Origin of the sequence: Aminobacter aganoensis, from assembly GCF_014206975.1 — a bacterium.
Lineage (GTDB): Bacteria > Pseudomonadota > Alphaproteobacteria > Rhizobiales > Rhizobiaceae > Aminobacter > Aminobacter aganoensis.
Genome location: NZ_JACHOU010000004.1, coordinates 199,246 through 219,968, shown reverse-complemented (window position 1 = coordinate 219,968; position 20,723 = coordinate 199,246). Strand labels below are relative to the sequence as shown.

Sequence of the window (20,723 nt, the reverse complement as noted above, 5' to 3'; positions counted from 1 at the left end):
GTCGCTGTAACTGCAGCGCAGTGGATCACAAATTGGCAATACGGTTGCCGGCGGCGAGCGCCAACGCTGGTTCCCCATGCAATGCACCGTCGATGCCGAAGTTCTTCCGGCTCAAGGCCCTCGCTCCTTAGTAGTCCAGAAGATTTGCCGATTGGGCCAATCGTTGACCTTGAGTTGAGCAGGTACCGCCGCGGCAGTCTGTTTTCGACACATATATTAGGTAATCGACAGATATTCCGTCCCAATACCAGCGATTCAGAGCACATATTTTCCTAAATTCCGCAGAGTGGAAGAATATTCTTGCCGCCCCTCCCGAGCCGGCGCCATCATTCCAGCTGCCGTAACGTCAAGTCCTGCGGATTGCAGCCCTTGGCCCGGCGGCGAGTTGTCGATCAATGGGAGATTTTCATGAAGCGGATGCGGATTTCACGAATAGCCCTGGCTGCCTTCCTGGCGGCGTCCACCTCGACCTATGCATTGGCGAACGAACAGAAGCCGATGACTGCCGAGCAGGTCGCGAACCTCAAGACCCGTGCGATAGCGGGCATCGAATCGCGGGCCAAGCTGGCGCAGGAGATGACGGATTCGATCTTCAGCTTCGGCGAACTGGCCTTCCAGGAGGTCGAAACCTCGAAATACATCACGGACATTCTCGAAGAGAGCGGCTTCACCGTCGAGCGTGGCGTCGCCGGCCTGCCCACCGGCTGGGTTGCCAAATGGGGATCGGGCGAACCGGTCATCGCCCTGGGCAGCGACATCGACGGCCTGCCCAAGACCTCGCAAAAGCCGGGCGTCGCCTATCACGACCCGATGATCGCCGGTGCGCCCGGGCATGGCGAAGGCCATAATTCCGGCCAGGCAGTGAACGTGGTTGCGGCGCTGGCCCTCAAGGACATCATGGAGAAGGACAAGATCCCAGGCACGATCATGCTGTGGCCGGGGGTCGCCGAGGAGTTGCTGGCCGGCAAGGCCTACATGGTGCGCGACGGGGTATTCAAGGATGTCGACGCCGTGCTGTTCACCCATGTCGGCAACAATCTGCAGACCACATGGGGCCAGCCCAACGGCACCGGCATGGTTTCGGTCGAATACACCTTCAGCGGCGAATCGGCCCATTCGGCCGGTGCACCGTGGCGTGGCCGCAGCGCGCTCGACGGCGTCGAACTGATGAACATCGCCTGGAACATGAAGCGCGAGCACCTGCGCCCCGAGCAGCGGTCGCACTACGTCATTCCCGACGGCGGCGACCAGCCCAACGTCGTGCCTTCGGCGGCAACGGTCTGGTACTTCATTCGCGAACAGGACTTCGACAACATTTCCAAGAACTTCGACACCGCCAACACGATCGCGGAAGCGGCGGCGAAGATGTCCAGCACCACCGTGTCGCGCCAGATCGTCGGCACGGCGGCACCGCGTCACTTCAACAGGCCGATGGCCGAAGCCGCCTACGCCAACATCCAGAAGGTCGGCCTGCCGACCTGGAACGAGGATGAGCAGGCCTTCGCCAAGGCCGTGCAGAAGACCGTGAAAGCCAAGGAGGAAGGCCTGGCGGTCAAGCTCAAGGAACTGCAACCACCGCTGGAGAAGCCGGAGAGCGGCGGCTCGGATGACATCGGCGACATCTCGTGGGTCGTGCCGACGATTACCGTGAACTACCCGTCGAACATCCCCGGCCTGCCCGGCCATCACTGGTCGAACGCCATGGCGATGGCGACGCCGATCGCCCACAAGGGCGTGGTCGCCGGGTCGAAGGTCGTCGCCATGACGTCGATCGACCTCCTGACCAACCCCGAACTGCTGGCCAAGGCGACCGACTACTTCCAGAACGAGCAGCAGAAGGGCCAGAAATACGTGCCCATGCTGAGCGCGGACGACAAGCCGCAGATCCAGAAGAACGTGGAGATCATGGCGACCTACCGGCCGGAAATGCAGAAATTCTACTACGACCCGTCGAAGTACCCGACCTATCTCGATCAGCTGGGAATCAAGTTCCCGGTCCTCGAAAAGAAGTAGGCTCGGCACGGCGCCACCGGCCTGGCGGTGGGGCGCACGGCTGCAGCGGCGCTTGACCGCTGCAGCCGTTTTTTGTCTGGAAGCCCTGCCCGCATTGCAAATTCACGCTCGGCGGCGAAACTTTTCACGCCCCGTTTCACGTATCCATCACGTTGCGTGCAACACGGCGCTGTTACAAGCGGTCGCTAATATTCACCAACCACCGGCCAAGGAGAGGCGACCATGCGTTTTTCGGATGTACGTGAGACCCTTCGCTCCATCGGAGTGGTCATGAGCAAGCGTGGCGAGACCATCCGCCTCAACCATTTCGGCGGGCTCGAAGACACGGCGAAATACACCACCGACCTCCAGGACGCGCTGGCGCTGGGCAGGGAGATTGCTGGGCCGCGGCGGGCCGGCGCCAGCAGGTAACGGAAACGGCCGATTTCCTGGCGGCGTTCGGGCATCACCGTTCGCCGCGCGGTGGGGTTTCCGGATTGCCGGCATCAGCCCCACTTGCCCCCTAAAGAACGTCACTCAACCGACGGGTCACTCGTCCGCGCCTGCGTGCGTCACCGCGATTCAGCCAAGAACGGCCCGTGTTTTTCGGCTGCTTTGACGTTTCGCTCACGCCGCAATCACCCCACCCCTCTATCGTTTCCCAAAACAGGCTGGAATCGCCTCCGGCAAACATTGGTGAGGGACGCTGGAATGCTACAGGTCTTGTCCGGTTGCGAAAGCACACAAATAGGCGCGCTGGCTGGGTTGTCGTTGTATGATTCCAACCTAAGGTATCCACGCCCAAGGCGAGTCGAGTTGTGCTACCCTCGCCGCGGGAAGGAACGGCCTGCCGCAAAGGTCCGCACGATGGCTGGTGACGACGCCAGTACGCTGGGGCATATCTATCTGTTCGGGACGCTAGCCGTCACCGACGCAGACGGCATCTCGTGCACGCCAAAAGCCCAGAAATCCCGTGCTTTGGTCGCCATGCTGGCGCTCGCCCCCCGCGGCGCCCGTTCGCGCATCTGGCTTCGCGACAAGCTGTGGAGCGACCGCGGCGAAGAACAGGCGGCAGCAAGCCTGAGACAAGCGCTCGTCGACGTGCGCAAGTCGCTCGGCCCGATGGCCGAACGAATCATCATTTCCGACAACCACACGATCTCGCTCGACCTCAACCGCGTGTCGGTCGACGCTTTGCAGCTTCTCGACCCGGCACGCCAGTCCTCGCCTGACGACGTGCAACTCGAAACCTGGCCGGAACTGCTCGAAGGGCTCGACATCGGCGACCCCGAATTCGAGGAATGGCTGATGCTCGAGCGACAGGTCTGGCATGGCCGACTCGAAACCGCGCTCGGCCAACGCGACCTCAGCCCGAAGGACCGCCGTGCCAACGGCTTCATCCCGGCCGAGAAAAGTCGATCCGGCCCGGATTCGCCCGACGGCGGGGAGCGCAGAACGTCGCCGCATCGCGGCAGCCTCACCGGCTGGTCCGTCGCGTTGCTGCCGCCGTCCATCACTGGCGATGCGTTCAATGCGGCATCGCTGCCGGACATGTTCACGGAATCGCTGGTCCGTTCGCTGCTGGAAGACGGCGAACTGGCCGTCTGCGACCTCTCTAGACCGGATCTATCGGCTGCATCGCCGGTCGGAGCCGAATTCGACGCTGTGGCCCTCGCCATCCAGGTCGGCTACCGGTTTTCGGCCCACCAGGCGCATATCAGCGTCAGCGTCCATCGCACCGCCGACCGCAGCCTGCTGTGGATGGGCGGTGCCACACTCGAACGCCGCGCCATCGAGACGGGCGACACATCGGCCTCGCACCAGCTCATCAACGAGGCCATGGACGAGCTGCGGCGCTATTTCATCGCGCGCTCCGAACAGTCCGACGACGCCGCGGAAGGCGAAAGCCTGTTTGCCGCCGTCAACGCCATGTTCCGCCTGTCGCGCAACGACCTCGTGATGTCGGAGGCCTCGCTCCGGCGCATCATCGCCCAGCGGCCCTCATCGCAGGCCTATGCCTGGCTCGCCTTCCTGATGACCTTCCAGGTCGGCCAGCGTTTTTCCGATTCGGCCAATGTGACCGAGCAGGCACAGCAATACGCGCGCAAGGCGCTGGAACTCGACCCGGGCAACTCGGTCACCCTGGCGCTGGTCGGCCACGTCCATTCGTTCCTGTTCGGCGAATACGACTATGCATCGGGACTGTTCGAGCGGGCGATCCGGGCCAACCCGACCCAGGTCCTGGGCTGGGACCTGTATTCGATGCTCCATGCCTATGCCGGGCAGCCGGACAAGGGCTTGAGCCTTGCCAACTGGGCGCGCCACCTCGGCGCCTACAGTCCGTACCGCTATTATTTCGACACCTCGCGGCTGATCAACGCCACCCTCGCCGGCAATCACCGCGTGGCCATCGAAGCCGGCGAACAGGCACTGCGCGAACGACCGGACTTCAATTCCCTGCTGCGCTATCTCGTGGCGAGCCACGCCCAGCTGGGCGACATCCGCGCCGCACGCTCGCTTCTCGACCGGCTCAATACGGTCGAACCCAATTTCTCGATCAGTTCGCTGATCGATGCGCGCTACCCGATCATGCGTACCGAAGGCGGCGCCAACCTGATTTCGGGCCTCATCAAGGCCGGCGTCAAGAAATAAGCCTGACCGGCGCACCGAGCGCCGCAACGTTCGATCAAAATCAATGGGGAATAAAGTGGCTGGCAACGACAGTTTTGCGCCGCATGAAGGCGGCTTATCGCACTTCCTGGATCAATACCGCTTCAAGATCGCCGGCGACGACGTGGTGCCTTGCGCGGCTTCCGACCGGCCGCAGGTTGCCTTGGAGACGAAGTCCCTGGCGGCAGGCCCGCAAATGGTGATGGCCGCAAGCGTGGCCGGCGCCGTGTTGAGCGCCGGCGTGCAGAACAAGGCATCGCTCAACAAAAACAAGAACAAAAACAAGAATAAAAACAAGAACAAGAACAAGGGCAGCGCGCTGCAATCCGGCTCCGGAGGCGGTTCACAGAGCAGCCTCATCCCGGCCTTCGAGCTTCGGCGGCTCCACACTTCGCCCTCGCCGCACGCATTTACCGCGGCGCGCAAGTTCACCTGGGAACAACTCGACATCCCGCTACCACCCGGCCCCGACGTCACCCGGCTGGAAACGTCGGTGATGCTGTCACTTCAGGCGCGTGACCGCGAACGCTCCCGACGCAAGGAGGACATCGAGCGCGAGGCCAGCCTCGACGTCTCGGATTTCACCAAGCCACTGGGCATCGACGGCATCAGCGGCTTCGATCAGACCGAGGGCCTGTTCCAGGCCATCCTGACGGCCTGCGAATATGTCGGGCTGATCTACAAGGCCAAGTTCAACCGCACCCGGCCCAACCAGATCGAGCCCAGGCTGCGGCTGATGCTGCCCAATCCGGCGCACCAGGCCTATCCCAGCAACCACTCGTTCCAGTGCCACACGATCGCATTCGCCTTTAACTCGATCCTGCCCGAGCACCCGGCGACGGAGGAATTGTCGCGCATCGCCCGCAAGGTCGCCGAGAACCGCGAATGGGCGGGCCTCCACTATCCCAGCGACACCAATGGCGGACGCGCCCTGGCGCAGCGTTTCCAGCCCTATCTCCGGGACGCCTTCATGGCGAACTATCTCGCCGCACAGCGCGAATGGCTTTGAAGGAGACGAAAATGGCAAACGGCAACCAATTCTCCTTCCAGGCACCTCAGTCCTACTACTATCTGTGGCACCTCGCCGCCCTCGGCGTGGTCGATGCGACTTTCGGGCCGCTCAGCCCGGGCGGGGACATCGATTTTTCATCGCCCGACATCAACGGCTCGGTCTGGGATACGATCGCGCAGGCCTTTCCGGCGGCCAACACGCCGGCGACGATCGCACTGATCGACGTCGGCGTCAGCCGCAGCCACCCGAACCTCAAGAGCCGGCTCGACACGGTCAAGTCGATCGACCTCGTCAGCCACCCACATGGCGCCAAATATGTGGCCGCGCCTGCCGCAAGTCCCTATGACCCCGAGGTCAAGGCGGCATTCTTTGCCGGTCTCTCGACCGCCGGCCTGGGCGCGCTGAACCTGACCGGGCCCGAGACGGGCTATTTCAACAGCCTGATCGCCGAACTGGCGGCATCGGAAGGCGTCGTCCACACCCTCATCGAGGGCGACGAGACCTTTGGCAGCCACGGCACGGCTGTCGCCGGCCTGGCCGTCGGCGAACCGGCCGCCACCGTCGCTCCCGATCCGGCGATCGTCCTTCCCGACGTGCTGAACGGTGACGACGGCAGCGTCGTGCCCAATCCGAACCGCAACACATTGCCCTATTTCGGCGTCGATCCGTTCTCGCGGCTGATCTCGATCCGCACCGGCTTCGAACAGCAGCCCGACCAGTTCATCACGGCTTTCCTCTATGCCTTCGCCAGCGGTGCCGACGTGATCCTGCTGCCGCGCGGCCTCCCCGACCCGAACCGTGGCGCGCTGAACCCCAAGCCCGAACTCTCGCAAGACCTCGATGAGCGCCAGAATTGGGAGCGGGCCGATCTGTTTGCCCGGCTCGAGGAGGCAACCCCGCCGGCCAGCGAGATCCGCCCCCATGCGGTCGGCAAGACGGCAAATCGCGACCTGGCCTGGAACATCCTCGCCAAGCTGATCGTGGCGATCAGCCGCAAGGTGCCGGTCGTCTGCGCGGCGGGAAACGACGGTGAAAGCCAGCTCATCTACCCGGCCAGCCTCGCCGCCGCCAACAATGGCATCGTCGCCGTCGGCGCGGTGACGCCCAACGGCTATCGCTCCGGCTACAGCAACTACGGGACGAAGCTGACGCTGGTCGCACCTTCCGACGATTTCGAGATCTACACACGCCACCAATTGCGGGTGGACCGCACCGACCCGATGGTCGAGCAGCACTTCTACCATCCGGGCACCGGCAAGGTCATTCCGCACAGCCATTTCTCGCTGCTGACGACCGACCTGCCCGGCACGTTCGGTTATGCCGGCGGCTCGGATCCCTACTCGTCGATCCTGCCGCCGCACGACAACCCCGGCATTGGCGGCGGCTACTACACGGCGTTCGGCGGGACGTCGGGTGCCGCCGCGCTTGTCGCCGGCGTGGCAGCCCTGCTGGCGCGCGCCAACAAGGCCAAGCAGGGCCCGGCGGCAAAACTCGATGGCCTGTCATCGAAGTCGATCCTGGTCGCCGCCTGCGACCAGAATGCCATCGTCAAGCCGGGCACGACACCGCTGACGCCCGATCCGATGAACGCCGACAACGAGCCAACAAAGGGCAAGGGCTACTTCTTCGGCGCGGGATTGCTCGATGCGGGCAAGGCGGTCGCCGCAGTGCTTGGCCCCTAGGAGGCTACAGGAGAAGACATAGAGACACCGAATACCTGAGGCGGATGCGCGAGAGCAGCCTGTCCGCCAGCGGCAGACGTGTGCGCAGATTCACAGTTTGTCAGGATGCTGTCCGCGGGGGTTGTAGCATCCTGGCGATCAGGGGCCGAGATCATCCTCCCCTTGCCCCCTGCCCCGCCCCGTCGGCTCGACGACGGGGCGGTTGGATTTGAAAGAAAGGCGCTCAGCGCAGCCAGCGTTCGATGCGATCCATCGCCTCGATCATGTCGTCATGGCTGCCGGCGTAGGAAAAGCGCATGGTGCGATGGCCGGCGAGCGTATCGAAGTCCCTGCCGGGTGTGGCCGCGACGTGCGCTTCGGCCAGCATCCGACGGGCAAATTCCATGCTGTCGTTGGTCAGGCGCGAGACGTCGCAGAAGGCGTAGAACGCCCCGTCCATCGGGGCGGCGAAGCTGAAACCCAGCTCCGGCAGCCGCTTGGCCAGCAACTCGCGATTCCAGGCGTAGCGCGCCTTGATGACCTCGAGCTCGTCAGTGACGTTGAAGGCCTCGATGGCGGCGACCTGCGACAGCTCGGGGGCCGAGATGTAGAGCGATTGCGCGATGCGCTCGACCGGCCGCACCAGCCGCTCCGGCAGTACCATCCAGCCGATGCGCCAGCCGGTCATGCAGTAGAATTTCGAGAACGAGTTGATGACGGTGACGTCGTCGTCATAGGCGAGCGCGGTGACGTCGGGCGCGCCATAGGCGAGCCGGTGATAGATCTCGTCCGAGATCACCGCGATGCCGAGCTCGCGGGCCGCGTCGACCAGCGCCTTGAGATCGCCCGGCGGCACGACGGCGCCGGTCGGGTTGGCAGGGCTCGCAAACAGCACGCCTTTCAGCGGCCGCTGGCGATGCGCCTCGCGCAGATGCTCGGCATGGAGATAGGCGGCCCCGTCCAACTCGATCTCGACGACGTCCAGGCCTAGCGCCCCCATGATGTTGCGGTAGGCGGGATAACCGGGTGCGGCGATCGCCACGCGGTCGCCCGGATCGAACATGGCGAGGAAGGCGAGATTAAAGGCTGCCGACGATCCGGTGGTGACGGCGATTCGCGAAACCGGCACCTCGATGCGGTAATGTTCGGTGTAATGAGCCGAAATCGCCTGGCGCAGCTCGGCCAGGCCGAGCGCGTCGGTATAGCCTATGCGCCCGATCTTGAGCGCCGCTGCCGCCGCATCGCGCACCCGCTGGGGGGCGGGATCGGAAGGCTGGCCGACCGCCATCGAAATGACGGGCGTTCCCAAGGCCTTGAGCCTGTTGGCCTCGGCCAGGATGTCCATCGCGTGGAAGGGCTCCACCTCGCCGCGCCGTGAAATCGCTACCGCCATGTTCGTCCACTTTCCCTTGCCGTCGTCGGGGCAATGCGCCGCACAAATGCCTGATTGATATGGGGATCACAAGTTGATGAGTTTCTTGGACCAGCCTTTTCACAGCCCGACGGCTCGTTTACGAGTGTTTCCCGCCATGCAGAGCAACAATAGTCTTTCGCGCTTCCTCGCAAGATCAACGCGCGCCTTTGCCGCGTTTGCATTGTCGGCTGGCGTCGCGCTGGGTTCGACGGGCGCAGCGCATGCACAGCGGGTGCCCATCGTCCGCGACGCCGAGATCGAAGCGCTGGTCCGCGACTACGCCCGGCCGATCCTCAAGGCCGCGGGCCTGGCCAATTCGAACATCGGCATCGTGCTCGTCAACGATCCGGCTTTCAACGCCTTCGTTGCCGGCCGGCGCATGTTCATCAACACCGGCGCGCTGATGACGGCCGAGACGCCGAACGAGATCATCGGCGTCATCGCCCATGAGGCCGGCCACATCGCCGGCGGCCACCAGGAACGCCTGCGCGACCAGTTGGCGCGCGCCCAGACCATGGCGATCGTGGCGGCCCTGCTCGGCGCTGGCGCTATGGTCGCTGGGGCTGCGTCCGACACCAACGGCCTCGGTGCCGCGGGCGCCGGCATCATGACCGGCGGCTCGGAAATGGCCCGCCGCAGCCTGCTCGGCTACCAGCGCTCGGAAGAAGCCACCGCCGACCGCTCGGCCATCACCTATCTCAATGCCACCGGCCAGTCGGCGCAGGGCATGCTGAAGACCTTCCAGCGCTTCCAGAGCGCGTTGTCGCTGTCGGGCGCCCGGGTCGACCCCTACCAGGTCAGCCATCCGATGCCGCGCGAGCGTATCGCCAATCTCGAAACGCTGGCCCAGCAGAGCCCCAATTTCGGCAAGACCGATTCCGAGGCGCTGCAACTGCGCCACGACATGATGCGGGTGAAGATCGCCGTCTACACGCAGGGCCAGGCTGCCGCCTCTCGGCTGCTGCGCAACAATGCCGGCGGCCTCGCCGCCCGCTATGGCGACGCACAGGCGACTTATCTGTTCGGCGACCTGCGCTCGGCACTCAGCAAGACCGACGCGCTGATCAAGTCGCAGCCCAAGAACGCCTATTTCCACGAGTTGCGCGGCGACATCCTGATGAAGTCGAACAAGGCAGCGGCGGCAGCCGAATCCTATGCCACCGCGGTTCGGCTCGATCCGGCCAAATCGGGCATCCTGCCGATCCAGCTCGGCCAGGCCTATCTCGCCGTTGGCACGCCCGAGGCCTTGAAAAAGGCGGTCGCCGAGGTGCGCAAGGGCCTCGACCGCGACCGCGAGAACGCCGCCGGCTATCGCTACCTCGCCCAGGCCTACGGCATGCTCGGCGATGTCGCCGACGCCGACCTTGCCACCGCCGACGGACACTACTACAGCGGTGCCTACCAGGATGCCAAAATCTTTGCGATGCGCGCGCAGATGAAGATGCCGCGCGGCTCGCCAGGCTGGGTTCGCGCCCAGGACATCATCAACTACAAGGCGCCGAGCAAGAAAAAGAAGTGAACCTTCTTTCGTCAGGTGGCGACAGAGCCGAAACGGCTGGAGACTCAGGGACCATGAAAAAATCACTTCTTCTCGGCACGGCCGGCATCGCCGTCGCCTTTGCCATGCTGGCTTTCGGCCTGGCCGGCAATCCCGGCACCGCGCATGCCCAGGACGCATCGCAGCCGGCGGCAACCGCAGCCGGCAACCTCGACAAGAAGCAGGTCGAGAAGATCGTTCGCGAATACCTGCTCGACAATCCCGAACTGCTGCTCGAGATGCAGGGCGCGCTCGAAGCCAGGCAGAAGGAAGAGCAGCGCGTCGCCAGCCTCGAGGTCATCAAGCAGAGTAAGGACGAGCTCTTCAACTCGCCATTCGACGGCATCGTCGGCAACCCCGACGGCAAGACCACCATCGTCGAGTTCTACGACTACAATTGCGGCTACTGCAAACGCGCCCAGGCCGACATGCACGCGCTGACCAAGGCCAATCCGGACCTGCGCTTCGTGCTCAAGGAGTTCCCGATCCTCGGACCGGATTCCCAGAAGGCCCACGTCGTTTCGATGGCCTTCCGCAAGCTGATGCCCGAGAAATACGGCGAGTTCCACGACAAGCTGCTCGGCGGCGAAGGCCGCGCCGGCGAGGAACATGCCATCAAGGTCGCGCTGGAGCTCGGCGCCGACGAGGCCAAGCTGCGCGAAGCGATGAAGGATCCGGCCATCGGCGAGGCCTTCAACCGCACCTACGAACTCGCCAACAAGCTGCAGATCAGCGGCACGCCGTCCTATGTCGTCGGCAACGAGGTCGTCTTCGGTGCGCTCGGCCAGGAAGTTCTGGCCGAGAAGATCGCCGCCGCCGCGGCTTGCCAGGCCGATTCAACCTGCTGAGCCCGTCATTTGGGCATGAGCCGTTGTGGACAGCGCAAGAAGTTGCTTGCGCTCTTTCCGCGACGGCTTATGCCGATTATAGAGGGTCCGCCGCGCCAGAGAGGATCTGGCGGGTGGAAAGGTCTGTAATTTGAAAACGGTTTACGTCCTCAACGGTCCGAACCTTAACATGCTGGGCAAGCGCGAGCCCGGCATCTATGGCGGCAAGACCCTGGCCGACATCGAAGCCGACTGCCAGGCGGCAGCAGCTTCGCTCCGCCTTGCGGTCGAATTCCGCCAGACGAACCATGAAGGCGTCCTGGTCGACTGGATTCACGAGGCGGGCGAAAAAGCCGTCGGCATCGTGCTCAATGCAGGCGCCTACACCCACACCTCGATCGCATTGCAGGACGCAATCCGTGCCGTCTCGCCGCTGCCGGTCGCCGAGGTACATCTTTCCAACATCCACGCCCGCGAAGCTTTCCGCCACAAATCAATGGTGGCGCCGGTGGCCGTGGGCATGATCTGCGGCTTCGGGCCGCTCGGATACACGCTGGCGCTGCAGGCGCTGGCAGCCCGGCTCTGACCGGCAACAGACAGAAAAGGTTTGAACATGGCGACGAAGAAGACCGATGGTGTTGACCAGCAGCTCGTCCGCGACCTCGCAGGAATCCTGAACGACACCAACCTGACCGAGATCGAAGTCGAGCTCGGCGACCTCAAGGTGCGCGTCTCGCGCCAGGCAGCGCAGGCCGTGCATGCGGTCGCGGCCCCGATGATGGCGGCACCCGTGGCGGTCAATTCGACGCCGGTGGCCGCGGTCGCCGCACCTGCGGTCGTCGATGTCGCCAAGAACGCCGTCCCCTCGCCAATGGTCGGCACTGCCTATCTCGCGCCGTCGCCGGATGCCAAGCCGTTCGTCGAAATCGGCACCGTGGTCAAGGAAGGCCAGACGCTGCTGATCATCGAAGCGATGAAGACGATGAACCAGATTCCGTCGCCGCGTTCCGGTACCGTCAAGGCGATCCTCATCGAAGACGCGCAGCCTGTCGAATACGGCATGCCGCTCGTCGTCGTCGAGTAAGCCGGAAGGCTGCGCGCATGTTCCAGAAAATCCTGATCGCCAATCGCGGCGAAATCGCCCTCAGAGTGCTGCGCGCGGCCAAGGAGCTCGGCATCCAGACGGTTGCCGTCCACTCCACCGCAGACGCCGACGCCATGCATGTGCGCCTCGCCGACGAGAGCGTCTGCATCGGCCCGCCGCCGTCGCGCGACAGCTATCTCAACATCCACCAGATCGTGGCTGCCTGCGAGATCACCGGCGCTGACGCCGTGCATCCCGGCTACGGCTTCCTGTCGGAAAACGCCAAGTTCGCCGACATCCTGGCGGCCCACAACATCACCTTCATCGGTCCCTCGGGCGACCACATCCGCATCATGGGCGACAAGATCGAAGCCAAGCGCACCGCCAAGCGCCTCGGCATCCCGGTCGTGCCGGGTTCGGAAGGTGCGGTCAGCGACGAGAAGGAAGCCAAGCGCGTAGCCGCCGAGATCGGCTATCCGGTCATCATCAAGGCCTCGGCCGGCGGCGGTGGCCGCGGCATGAAGGTCGCGCTCACCGAGGCCGATCTTGAGATCGCGCTGGCGACGGCGCGCTCCGAAGCCGGTGCCGCCTTCGGCGACGACGCCGTCTACATCGAAAAGTACCTGCAGAAGCCGCGCCACATCGAAGTCCAGATCTTTGGCGACGGCGCCGGCAAGGGCGTGCATCTCGGCGAACGCGACTGCTCGCTGCAGCGCCGCCACCAGAAGGTCTGGGAAGAAGCCAATTCGCCCGCCCTCAATAGCGAAGAGCGTTCGCGCATCGGCGACATCTGCGCCAATGCGGTGGCCAATCTCGGCTATTCCGGCGCCGGCACGATCGAGTTTCTCTACGAGAACGGCGAGTTCTATTTCATCGAGATGAACACCCGCCTGCAGGTGGAACACACGATCACCGAGGCGATCACCGGCATCGACCTCGTGCACGAGCAGATCCGCGTCGCCTCGGGCGGCGGCCTGTCGGTCACGCAGAACGACATCCGTTTCCACGGCCATGCCATCGAATGCCGCATCAACGCCGAGGATCCGCGCACCTTCGTGCCGTCGCCCGGCACGATCACGCATTTCCACACCCCCGGCGGCCTCGGCATCCGCGTCGATTCGGGCGTCTATTCCGGCTACCGGATCCCGCCCTACTACGACAGCCTGATCGGCAAGCTGATCGTGCACGGCCGCAACCGCGTCGAATGCATGATGCGTCTCAGGCGCGCGCTCGACGAATTCGTGGTAGATGGTATCAAGACGACGTTGCCTCTGTTCCGTGAACTCGTTGGCAACCCTGATATTGCAAATGGCGACTACGACATCCACTGGTTGGAAAAGCACCTCGCGAAAGGCGAGTAGACAGGGGGGCGAATGACGCGCCCCTATGCGCCCGGCTACAGCATACCCACGGACCTTCTGCTGAAGGCCTATGCGTCGGGCGTCTTTCCCATGGCCGAAAGCGCGTCGGATCCGGAGGTCTTCTGGGTCCGGCCCGAGACGCGCGGCATCATTCCCTTCGATGGCTTCCACGTGCCGCACAGCCTCGCCAAGACGATCCGGCAAGGCCATTTCGAGGTGCGTTTCGACAGCGACTTCGAGGCGACGATCGATGCCTGCGCCGAACGGCGCGCCGGGCGCCTGTCGACCTGGATCAACGCGCCGATCCGCGAGGCCTACACCCATCTCCACCGCATCGGCCACGCGCACTCGGTGGAAGCCTGGCGCGATGGCGAGCTTGTCGGCGGCCTCTATGGCGTGTCGCTGGGCCGTGCCTTCTTCGGCGAAAGCATGTTCTCGCGCGAGAAGGATGCGTCGAAGGTCTGTCTCGTGCGCCTGGTCGAGCGGCTCCAGGCACGCGGTTTCCTGCTGCTCGACACGCAGTTCACGACCGACCATCTCAAGCGTTTCGGCGCGGTCGACGTGCCGCGCGACAAATATGAAAAGATGCTGGCCAAGGCGCTGGTCGGCGAGGCCTCTTTCGCCCCCTGAAAGCCGTTATTTTGCAGCCTTTCCGTCCTGCGGTTCGGTCGGCGTATGGGCGTGGAACATCATCTTCCAGCCCTGGAGGCGGTGGACGTAGCCGGTGCTGACAAGCGCCGAATAGGGCTCGCCATTCTCGCGTATCGCCTTGGCGTGATAGGTCAGCATGACGATGTCGCTGCCCGGCTCGACGATGCCTTCAACCTGCATTTCCAGATTGCGCCAGCGATGGGGCTTCGTCGCGGTGGCCGCCAGTTCGGCATTGCTCATCACGCATGCCATCTCGGGGAATGCCACAAGACACTCCCTGTCGGCGTTCTCGGCAAAGAACTCCTGATCGCCGGTCCAGAATTCGCGCTCGAGTTCGAGGAGTTCGTCACGGTTGGCGGTCACGGCATCATCCTCCGCTGTCGTTGCTCGTCACGACAAACGTCAGGCAGCGGATGCGGTTCCGACAAAGATCAGTTGGTCTTGGCGGCTTCCGGCGCCGGCACGTCCGACTTCTGCTTGCAGGCCTTCAGCCAGACGTCATAGACAGCGTGCTCGACGGCGTTGAGGCCCGGGCTCTCGGCGAACATCCAGCCGGTGAAGATGCGCCTGATCTTGCGGTCGAGCGTGATCTCGTCGACCTCGACGAAGGAGTCCGTCTTCGGCTCCTCGTTCTCCGGTCTGGAGTAGCAGACGCGCGGCGTCACCTGCAGCGCACCGAACTGCACGGTCTCGTCGACATAGACGTCGAAGGTGATGATGCGGCCGGTGATCTTGTCGATGCCGGCGAACTCGGCGATCGGGTTCTTGATGCGTTGCGGCTGCGCTGCGGCCTGCGGCGCCGGCTGAGCCTGGCTCGGGGCCGGCTGGCCTTCGCCGGGCAAGGGCTCGATGTCGATTGCCGGCAAGTCGTCGCCCTGCTCGACCTGCTGGTCGAGTGGCAGGCGCTCGATGCTGTCCTGGGCCGTTGCCTGACCAAGGCCGGCGCACAGGGCCACAGCAGCAAGCAGGGCTTTCGCCTTCGATCGTCCGCTCGACGGAACCCGGCCAGGAAGTGTCATACAGTCGTTACCGCCGTTGCGCCCGGAGTGTTGTGCACTCGGTGATTCCCAATGCGCCAAGGCTAAACGCCTGACACCCATGGGCAAGCAGTTAGCCGCCAATTGTGGCGACAAATGTCCGCGCCGAAGAGCTGTCGCCTTACGAGCCGGGGGTCCAGGCGTCGTAGTCGCCGGTAACCTGCGGGCGATGCGTGTTGCCGAGCACCGAGCCCTTGGGACGGTAGGCGCCGGAGGTGCCGGTGAGATTGGGCTGGTGCCCCTTCTGCCACTCGCGTGGAATGTACTTGTCCTGCGACGGCGCCACGTCGACGCGGTGATGCATCCAGCCGTGCCAGCCGGGCGGAATCATCGACGCTTCCGAAACGCCGTTGTAGATCACCCAGCGGCGCGTGCGGCCCTCGGAATCCTTGCCGCCTTCGTAGTAGACGTTGCCGAATTCGTCCTGGCCCACCTTGGTGCCTTTGCGCCAGGTATGCAGGCGCGTGCCAAGGGTCTGGCCGTTCCACCAGGTGAAAAACTGGACAAGGAATTTCTTCATCGGATCCTCGCGGCAGGCGCGTCGAAAGTCTCCTGCTTATGGCGTCAGGCTCGCGCGAAGGCAAGTGTATAGAACGTGCAACTTGCCTCCTGCGACGATTGGCAGGCGATCAATCACAACCTACTGTCGTCTCAGGCGTCAGTTGGGACGGCGACACATGCCCTTCATGCAAATCGTTGAATTGCTAAGCATGCTGGTGACGATCTTCGGCCTGCCGCTCGCCATCTTCATATTCGTCTACGAACAGCGCAAGCAGCGGGTCAACGAGGAGGAAGAGATCTACCAGATGCTCTCCGACGGCTACACCAGCTTCCTCACCCTGTCGCTCCAGCATTCCGACCTCAGGCTGCAGTCCGAAAAGGCCACGCTCGACCTTGACGACGAGCAGCGCGACCGCTTGCTGGCGATGTTCGCCATTCTCATCGCATTGTTCGAGCGCGCCTATCTGGTTGCCTACGAACCCGACATGCCGGAGCGCCGGAGGCGCCGCTGGAGCTCGTGGGAGGACTTCATGCGCGAATGGTGCCGGCGCGAGGATTTTCGCAACGCCCTGCCCCAGTTGCTGCCCGGCGAAGACCCGGAATTCGCCGTCTACATCCGCAGGTTGGCCCACGAAGAAGCGGCTCGCAACCTGGCGTGACGGCGGCTTCATCTCGCACGTGCTCACACCTTGATCTCGCACTTGCAAAAATATTAGCCGGTCCGTAATGGACTCTGGCCCAATGCGGGCTCACGGACTGGCTTAGGCCGGTGCCGGCCGAGGGAGGAAAAGACATGGCTTCTGACGCGCCTGTGGCTGGCCGCCGCATCACGCCCGCCGAGTTGTCGGCCCGCAAGGGTGGCGACCCCATCGTCTGCCTCACCGCCTATACCTATCCCATCGCCCGCCTGCTCGACCCGCATGTCGACCTGCTGCTCATCGGCGACAGCGTCGCCATGGTCCTGCACGGCCATCCGAACACGCTTGGGGCGACGATGGACATGATGGTCGCCCACGGCCAGGCGGTGATGCGCGGTTCGAGCCGCGCCTGCGTCGTCGTCGACATGCCGGCCGGCAGCTACGAGGACACCGTCGAAAACGCCGTCGCCTGCGCCCGGCGCCTGGTCGACGAGACCGGCTGCGATGCGGTCAAGCTGGAAGGCGGCGTGGCCATTGCCGCGCAGATCGCGGCCATCGTCGCCGCCGGCATCCCGGTGATGGGCCATATCGGGCTGCTGCCGCAGTCGGTCGAAAAAGAAGGCGGCTACAAGATCAAGGGCCGCTCGGAGGCCAATGCCGAACTGCTCTATGCCGATGCCAGGGCTGTCGAAGCCGCCGGCGCGTTTTCGGTGGTCATCGAGGGCACGGTGGAGCCGGTGGCCACGGAGATCACCCGGCGCATCTCGATCCCGACCATCGGCATCGGCGCCAGCGACAAGTGCGACGGCCAGGTCCTGGTCATCGACGACGCCATCGGCCTCACCGTCGACCGGGTGCCCAAGTTCGTCAAGGAATATGCCCTTTTGCGCGACACGGTATCCAAGGCCGCGGCAGACTATGCGAGGGATGTCCGCAGCCGCGCCTTTCCCGGGCCGGAACACCTGTTTTCACTGAGCAAGGACAAGGCATGACTTCCGTCGTCGAAACCATCGCCGCCCTCCGCGCCCAGGTGCAGGCCTGGCGTGCCGAGGGTCTCAAGGTCGCGCTGGTGCCGACCATGGGTGCCCTGCATGACGGCCACGTCTCGCTGATGCGCGCGGCGCTTGAGCGCGCCGACCGCTGCATCGTCTCGATCTTCGTCAATCCGCGCCAGTTCGCACCGACCGAAGACCTCGACAAATATCCGCGCCAGCTGGCGCTCGACCTCGAAAAGCTCGACCACGCGGGAGTCCACCTCGCCTTCACGCCGGGCGTCGACGAGGTCTATCCGCAAGGCTTCGCCACGGCGATCTCGGTCGGCGGCCCCTCTGCCGGGCTCGAAACCGACTTCCGCCCGGCCTTCTTCGACGGCGTCGCCACCGTCGTCGGCAAGCTGTTCATCCAGGCGGCGCCCGATCTCGCCGTCTTCGGCGAGAAGGACTACCAGCAGCTTTGCGTGGTCAAGAAGCTGTGCCGCGATCTCGACCTGCCGGTCGAGGTGCTCGGTTCACCGACGATCCGCGATGCCGAAGGCCTCGCGATGTCGTCGCGCAACGCCTATCTCAGCGCAGCCGAACTCGACATGGCGCGCCAGCTCAACAAGGTGCTGCGCAAGGCTGCGACCGCCCTCGAAGACGGTGCAGACGAGGCGTCGACGATGGCCAGCGCCCGTCAGGCGATCCTTGCTGCCGGGTTCGACGTCGTCGACTATGTCGAGGCACGGGAAAGCGTGACGCTGGCACCATGGCGCAAGGACCGCGACGGCCGCGTACTGGTCGCGGCGCGGCTCGGCAAGACACGGCTGATCGACAATGTCGAGGTCGCAGCGCGGTAGGCGCTTCCACCCTCCCCCTTGAGGGGAGGGTCGCGGAACGGGAGCTGCGCAGCAGCTCGCGTGACGCGGGGTGGGTGTACTCACACGCGACAGCTGGCAGGGATTTTCGACCCCACCCCGCTCCGCTTCGCGGATCGACCCTCCCCACAAGGGGAAGGTTAAAGCTGTCTCAGCCAAGCACCTTCTCGAAGATCAGCGCCGGAATGCCGGACTGTCCGGTTCCGCAGTTATCGGTGTCGCCGACGCGCTCGAAGCCATTCGCCTTGTAGAAGGCGACAGCGCCGGCATTCGCCTGTTCCACTTCAAGGCGCAAGGTCCGGGCCTCGGGAAAGCATTGCTCGACCTCGTCGAGCAGCATCCTGCCGATACCGGCGCGCTGATTGGCAGGGCGCACGTGAAGCTGGTGCAGCATCACCACCTTGGCGTCGCTTGTTGCCGCAGCATATGCCATGCCGGCGATCTTCTTGCCGTCGTCGGCAACCAGGAACTCGGAATTCGGCTTGGTCAGCCGCGCCTTGAGCGAGGCCAGCGAGTGCCATTCCGTGGTGATCTCGTCGACACGCTGGGCGCCGTAGATCGCGTCATAGGTCGCATGCCACGTCTCGGCGAGCAGCGCCTTGATCGTCTCAAGGTCGCGCTCGCTCGCCGTGCGTACGAACATCTCTATTCCTCGATGCCGAGCTTGGCCTTGACGAGGTCGTTGACGGCCTGCGGATTGGCCTTGCCGCCTGTCGCCTTCATCACCTGGCCGACGAACCAGCCGGCCATGGTCGGCTTGGCGCGAGCCTGATCGGCCTTGTCGGGGTTGGCGGCAATGACGTCGTCGACAGCCTTCTCGATGGCGCCGGTGTCGGTGACCTGCTTCATGCCGCGGCTTTCGACCAGCTCGCGCGGATCGCCGCCCTCGTTCCAGACGATCTCGAACAGGTCCTTGGCGATCTTGCCGGAAATCGTGCCTTCCTTGATCAGGTCGATGACGGCGCCGAGCTGGTCCGGCGTAACAGGGGCGTTCTCGATGTCCTTGCCGGCCTTGTTCAAGGCACCCAGCAGGTCGTTGATGACCCAGTTGGCGGCAAGCTTGCCGTCGCGGCCGGCTGCCACCTTCTCGAAATAGTCGGCAATCGACTTTTCCGAGACCAGGATCGAGGCGTCATAGACCGACAGGCCGAGCGCCTTGACCAGGCGGTCCTTCTTATCGTCGGGCAGTTCGACGAGGTCCTTGGCGAGTTCGTCGACATAGGCCTGGTCGAATTCGAGCGGCAGAAGGTCCGGATCGGGGAAGTAGCGGTAGTCGTGCGCCTCTTCCTTGGAGCGCATCGAGCGCGTCTCGCCCTTGTTGGGGTCGAACAGGCGGGTCTCCTGGTCGATCTTGCCGCCGTCCTCGATAATGGCGATCTGGCGACGCGCCTCGTATTCGATGGCCTGGCCGACGAAGCGGATCGAGTTGACGTTCTTGATCTCGCAGCGAGTGCCAAACTCGCTGCCGGGACGGCGCACCGAGACGTTGACGTCGGCGCGCATCGAGCCTTCGTCCATGTTGCCGTCGCAGGTGCCGAGATAGCGCACGATGGTGCGCAGCTTGGTGACATAGGCCTTGGCCTCGTCGGCCGAGCGCATGTCGGGCTTGGAAACGATCTCCATCAGCGCCACGCCAGAGCGGTTGAGGTCGACGTAGGACATCGTCGGGTGCTGGTCGTGGATCGACTTGCCGGCATCCTGCTCCAGATGCAGGCGCTCGATGCCGATCTCGATGTCCTCGAACTCGCCCTTGCGGTCGGGACCGACCGAAATGGTCATCGTGCCCTCGCCGACGATCGGCTGCTTGAACTGCGAGATCTGGTAGCCCTGCGGCAGGTCGGGATAGAAATAGTTCTTGCGGTCAAAGACCGACTTGAGGTTGATCTGCGCCTTCAGGCCAAGGCCGGTGCGGATCGCCTGGCGCACGCATTCCTCGTTGATGACGGGCAGCATGCCGGGCATCGCCGCATCGACAAGACTGACATTGGCGTTGGGTTCGGCGCCGAAAGCCGTCGAAGCGCCTGAGAACAGCTTTGCCTCCGACGTCACCTGGGCATGGACCTCCAGGCCGATGATGACTTCCCAGTCACCGGTGGCACCGGGAATGAGACGCTTGGCGTCGGGCGTGCGGGTGTCGATGATGCTCATGGTAATCCGAATACGTCCGTGTCTGTTTTGTCGCCTGTCGGCGAACGACAAATCGTCCCGTTTCGCTAGATCAATCGTTGCCCCGTTGCAACTGTCGCCTGCCCATAAGACGACAAAGCCGCGCCCCGGCTGGCATCCTGGGCGCAATCTGGCTATATCAGTGCCATCCCGATGGAGTTTGGATGTTCACCTCGTCTGAGTCCCGCTAAGGCCCCGACCTTCTCCTGAAGGCGGGGCGTGAAAACCAGAAACCCCGTGCCGTGAGCGATCGCGGCTGCGGCTTTTTGTTTTGGCCGTTCAGCTCAGTTGGCTGTCTGGCCAGGTTTTCCAGGACTCAT

At 64.0% G+C, this 20,723-nt stretch carries 20 protein-coding genes; 14 read left to right on the top strand and 6 right to left on the bottom strand.

Features of this window, described 5'->3' with window-relative positions:
* The first annotated feature begins 408 nt into the window (after positions 1-408).
* The 5 genes from GGR00_RS11905 to GGR00_RS11885 all read left to right on the top strand — a co-directional run bounded on the left by GGR00_RS11905 (position 409) and on the right by GGR00_RS11885 (position 7,356).
* Positions 409-2,013, top strand: coding sequence for an amidohydrolase (locus GGR00_RS11905; protein ID WP_246441346.1), 1,605 nt, complete (start codon positions 409-411; stop codon positions 2,011-2,013).
* Between the two features lie 270 nt (positions 2,014-2,283).
* Positions 2,284-2,424 carry a hypothetical protein gene (locus GGR00_RS11900; RefSeq protein WP_244487749.1) on the top strand — a complete coding sequence of 47 codons (141 nt, stop codon included), beginning with the start codon at positions 2,284-2,286 and terminating at the stop codon, positions 2,422-2,424.
* Positions 2,425-2,859: 435 nt separating this feature from the next.
* The gene (locus tag GGR00_RS11895) at positions 2,860-4,644 is read left to right on the top strand and encodes an AfsR/SARP family transcriptional regulator (RefSeq protein WP_210314995.1); all 1,785 of its coding nucleotides are present in this window, start codon (positions 2,860-2,862) and stop codon (positions 4,642-4,644) included.
* A gap of 55 nt (positions 4,645-4,699) precedes the next feature.
* Entirely contained in the window at positions 4,700-5,671 is a 972-nt protein-coding gene (locus tag GGR00_RS11890) for a phosphatase PAP2 family protein (protein WP_377865120.1), read from the top strand.
* 11 nt (positions 5,672-5,682) lie between these two features.
* Positions 5,683-7,356, top strand: a complete 1,674-nt coding sequence (locus GGR00_RS11885; RefSeq protein ID WP_184699532.1) for a S8 family serine peptidase — start codon at positions 5,683-5,685, stop codon at positions 7,354-7,356.
* Between the two features lie 223 nt (positions 7,357-7,579).
* On the opposite strand, the gene GGR00_RS11880 is transcribed toward GGR00_RS11885, so the two are convergent.
* The gene (locus GGR00_RS11880) at positions 7,580-8,728 is read right to left on the bottom strand and encodes a pyridoxal phosphate-dependent aminotransferase (RefSeq protein WP_184699531.1); all 1,149 of its coding nucleotides are present in this window, start codon (positions 8,726-8,728) and stop codon (positions 7,580-7,582) included.
* Between the two features lie 136 nt (positions 8,729-8,864).
* Here GGR00_RS11880 and GGR00_RS11875 point away from each other — a divergent pair, with 136 nt between their 5' ends.
* The 6 genes from GGR00_RS11875 to aat all read left to right on the top strand — a co-directional run bounded on the left by GGR00_RS11875 (position 8,865) and on the right by aat (position 14,188).
* The gene (locus tag GGR00_RS11875) at positions 8,865-10,268 is read left to right on the top strand and encodes a M48 family metalloprotease (protein WP_055970958.1); all 1,404 of its coding nucleotides are present in this window, start codon (positions 8,865-8,867) and stop codon (positions 10,266-10,268) included.
* 53 nt (positions 10,269-10,321) lie between these two features.
* Positions 10,322-11,134 (top strand): DsbA family protein, encoded by an 813-nt coding sequence (locus tag GGR00_RS11870; RefSeq protein ID WP_184699530.1) that lies wholly within the window; start codon positions 10,322-10,324, stop codon positions 11,132-11,134.
* 130 nt (positions 11,135-11,264) lie between these two features.
* A complete protein-coding gene (gene aroQ, locus GGR00_RS11865; protein ID WP_184699529.1) occupies positions 11,265-11,699 on the top strand; it encodes a type II 3-dehydroquinate dehydratase in 435 nt (144 codons plus the stop codon).
* 27 nt (positions 11,700-11,726) lie between these two features.
* Positions 11,727-12,197, top strand: a complete 471-nt coding sequence (gene accB, locus GGR00_RS11860; protein ID WP_055970742.1) for an acetyl-CoA carboxylase biotin carboxyl carrier protein — start codon at positions 11,727-11,729, stop codon at positions 12,195-12,197.
* A 17-nt stretch (positions 12,198-12,214) separates the two neighbouring features.
* Complete coding sequence (gene accC, locus GGR00_RS11855) at positions 12,215-13,558, top strand: acetyl-CoA carboxylase biotin carboxylase subunit (RefSeq protein ID WP_055970741.1); 1,344 nt, start codon at positions 12,215-12,217, stop codon at positions 13,556-13,558.
* A 12-nt stretch (positions 13,559-13,570) separates the two neighbouring features.
* Positions 13,571-14,188, top strand: a complete 618-nt coding sequence (aat, locus tag GGR00_RS11850) for a leucyl/phenylalanyl-tRNA--protein transferase (protein ID WP_055970738.1) — start codon at positions 13,571-13,573, stop codon at positions 14,186-14,188.
* A 6-nt stretch (positions 14,189-14,194) separates the two neighbouring features.
* Here aat and GGR00_RS11845 read toward each other — a convergent pair whose 3' ends face one another.
* From GGR00_RS11845 to GGR00_RS11835, 3 genes are all read right to left on the bottom strand, one after another.
* Complete coding sequence (locus GGR00_RS11845; protein WP_184699528.1) at positions 14,195-14,572, bottom strand: hypothetical protein; 378 nt, start codon at positions 14,570-14,572, stop codon at positions 14,195-14,197.
* 68 nt (positions 14,573-14,640) lie between these two features.
* Positions 14,641-15,075: a DUF2155 domain-containing protein gene (locus GGR00_RS11840; protein WP_055970956.1), complete on the bottom strand. Its 435-nt coding sequence runs from the start codon at positions 15,073-15,075 to the stop codon at positions 14,641-14,643.
* Between the two features lie 292 nt (positions 15,076-15,367).
* The gene (locus GGR00_RS11835; RefSeq protein ID WP_055970734.1) at positions 15,368-15,766 is read right to left on the bottom strand and encodes an NADH:ubiquinone oxidoreductase subunit NDUFA12; all 399 of its coding nucleotides are present in this window, start codon (positions 15,764-15,766) and stop codon (positions 15,368-15,370) included.
* A 157-nt stretch (positions 15,767-15,923) separates the two neighbouring features.
* Here GGR00_RS11835 and GGR00_RS11830 point away from each other — a divergent pair, with 157 nt between their 5' ends.
* From GGR00_RS11830 to panC, 3 genes are all read left to right on the top strand, one after another.
* Entirely contained in the window at positions 15,924-16,406 is a 483-nt protein-coding gene (locus tag GGR00_RS11830; RefSeq protein WP_184699527.1) for a hypothetical protein, read from the top strand.
* Between the two features lie 134 nt (positions 16,407-16,540).
* Entirely contained in the window at positions 16,541-17,377 is an 837-nt protein-coding gene (gene panB, locus GGR00_RS11825; RefSeq protein WP_055970731.1) for a 3-methyl-2-oxobutanoate hydroxymethyltransferase, read from the top strand.
* Entirely contained in the window at positions 17,374-18,219 is an 846-nt protein-coding gene (panC, locus tag GGR00_RS11820; protein ID WP_184699526.1) for a pantoate--beta-alanine ligase, read from the top strand. The genes panB and panC overlap by 4 nt, the downstream gene beginning before the upstream one ends.
* A 169-nt stretch (positions 18,220-18,388) precedes the next feature.
* Here panC and GGR00_RS11815 read toward each other — a convergent pair whose 3' ends face one another.
* Positions 18,389-18,880, bottom strand: a complete 492-nt coding sequence (locus GGR00_RS11815) for a GNAT family N-acetyltransferase (protein ID WP_184699525.1) — start codon at positions 18,878-18,880, stop codon at positions 18,389-18,391.
* A 2-nt stretch (positions 18,881-18,882) separates the two neighbouring features.
* Positions 18,883-20,385 (bottom strand): Asp-tRNA(Asn)/Glu-tRNA(Gln) amidotransferase subunit GatB, encoded by a 1,503-nt coding sequence (gatB, locus tag GGR00_RS11810; RefSeq protein ID WP_055970726.1) that lies wholly within the window; start codon positions 20,383-20,385, stop codon positions 18,883-18,885.
* Positions 20,386-20,723 lie beyond the last annotated feature (338 nt).

Excerpts from the sequence above, each read along its gene's own strand:
- GGR00_RS11905 (WP_246441346.1), top strand. The coding sequence starts at position 409 with ATGAAGCGGATGCGGATTTCACGAATAGCCCTGGCTGCCTTCCTGGCG.
- GGR00_RS11900 (WP_244487749.1), top strand. The coding sequence starts at position 2,284 with ATGAGCAAGCGTGGCGAGACCATCCGCCTCAACCATTTCGGCGGGCTC.
- GGR00_RS11895 (WP_210314995.1), top strand. The coding sequence starts at position 2,860 with ATGGCTGGTGACGACGCCAGTACGCTGGGGCATATCTATCTGTTCGGG.
- GGR00_RS11885 (WP_184699532.1), top strand. The coding sequence starts at position 5,683 with ATGGCAAACGGCAACCAATTCTCCTTCCAGGCACCTCAGTCCTACTAC.
- GGR00_RS11880 (WP_184699531.1), bottom strand. The coding sequence starts at position 8,728 with ATGGCGGTAGCGATTTCACGGCGCGGCGAGGTGGAGCCCTTCCACGCG.
- GGR00_RS11875 (WP_055970958.1), top strand. The coding sequence starts at position 8,865 with ATGCAGAGCAACAATAGTCTTTCGCGCTTCCTCGCAAGATCAACGCGC.
- GGR00_RS11870 (WP_184699530.1), top strand. The coding sequence starts at position 10,322 with ATGAAAAAATCACTTCTTCTCGGCACGGCCGGCATCGCCGTCGCCTTT.
- accB (WP_055970742.1), top strand. The coding sequence starts at position 11,727 with ATGGCGACGAAGAAGACCGATGGTGTTGACCAGCAGCTCGTCCGCGAC.
- accC (WP_055970741.1), top strand. The coding sequence starts at position 12,215 with ATGTTCCAGAAAATCCTGATCGCCAATCGCGGCGAAATCGCCCTCAGA.
- aat (WP_055970738.1), top strand. The coding sequence starts at position 13,571 with ATGACGCGCCCCTATGCGCCCGGCTACAGCATACCCACGGACCTTCTG.
- GGR00_RS11835 (WP_055970734.1), bottom strand. The coding sequence starts at position 15,766 with ATGAAGAAATTCCTTGTCCAGTTTTTCACCTGGTGGAACGGCCAGACC.
- GGR00_RS11830 (WP_184699527.1), top strand. The coding sequence starts at position 15,924 with ATGCCCTTCATGCAAATCGTTGAATTGCTAAGCATGCTGGTGACGATC.
- panB (WP_055970731.1), top strand. The coding sequence starts at position 16,541 with ATGGCTTCTGACGCGCCTGTGGCTGGCCGCCGCATCACGCCCGCCGAG.
- panC (WP_184699526.1), top strand. The coding sequence starts at position 17,374 with ATGACTTCCGTCGTCGAAACCATCGCCGCCCTCCGCGCCCAGGTGCAG.
- GGR00_RS11815 (WP_184699525.1), bottom strand. The coding sequence starts at position 18,880 with ATGTTCGTACGCACGGCGAGCGAGCGCGACCTTGAGACGATCAAGGCG.
- gatB (WP_055970726.1), bottom strand. The coding sequence starts at position 20,385 with ATGAGCATCATCGACACCCGCACGCCCGACGCCAAGCGTCTCATTCCC.